Origin of the sequence: Streptomyces sp. A012304 (genome assembly GCF_026008495.1) — a bacterium.
Lineage (GTDB): Bacteria > Actinomycetota > Actinomycetes > Streptomycetales > Streptomycetaceae > Streptomyces.
The window spans coordinates 38,194-38,937 of record NZ_BQUN01000176.1; the positions used below are offsets into that span (position 1 = coordinate 38,194).

At 74.7% G+C, this 744-nt stretch carries 1 protein-coding gene; it reads right to left on the bottom strand.

Annotated elements, in window-relative coordinates:
* The coding region (locus tag ALMP_RS35795) for an AMP-binding protein (RefSeq protein ID WP_264935941.1) at positions 1-744 on the bottom strand (744 nt) is incomplete at both ends.

A 744-nucleotide genomic window follows, 5' to 3' on the forward strand; every position in this document is an offset into this window, starting at 1 on the left:
GCTCCCCGGCGCCCCGAACGGGTCGGGGACGAACCGTTCGGCAGTCAGGCCCGGCCGGTTCAGATAGCCGCGCGCCAGGCCGGCACCGGCCACGTACAGCTCTCCCGGCACGCCGGGCGGCACCGGCCGCAGGAAGTCGTCCAGCACATGTACCCGGGCGTTGACGATGGGCCGGCCGATGGGCGGTACCCCGCCCGTGGGCGTCAGCGGCTCGCTCATGGTCGCGCAGACCGTCGTCTCCGTCGGGCCGTAGGCGTTGATCATGCGGCGTCCGGGCGCCCATCGCGCCACCAGCTCCGCCGGACATGCCTCACCGGCCACCACCAGGGTGGACGCCGACAGCGCGCCGTGCTCCAGGGCGGCGAGCGCCGACGGCGGCACGGTCACATGGGTGATGCCGGGGTCGGTGAGGGCCGTCATCGGGGTATCGGGCGGCGCCAGGACCAGGCGGGCTCCGGTGAGCAGCGCGGCGCACAGGTCCCAGAACGACGCGTCGAAGCCGGGTGAGCTGAACTGGAGGACGCGGCTGCCGTCGTCGAGGGCGAGCCGTTCGGTCTGGGCCGCGACGAGGGCGGCCAGACCGCCGTGGGAGACGACGACGCCCTTGGGGCGCCCGGTCGAACCCGAGGTGTAGATGACATACGCCGGATGCCGCGCGTCCACCGCGACACCGGGGTCGGAGTCCGGACACCCGTCCGTCGCCAGGGGCCCGTCGACGACCAGCGCCGGGCGGGCGTCCGCCAG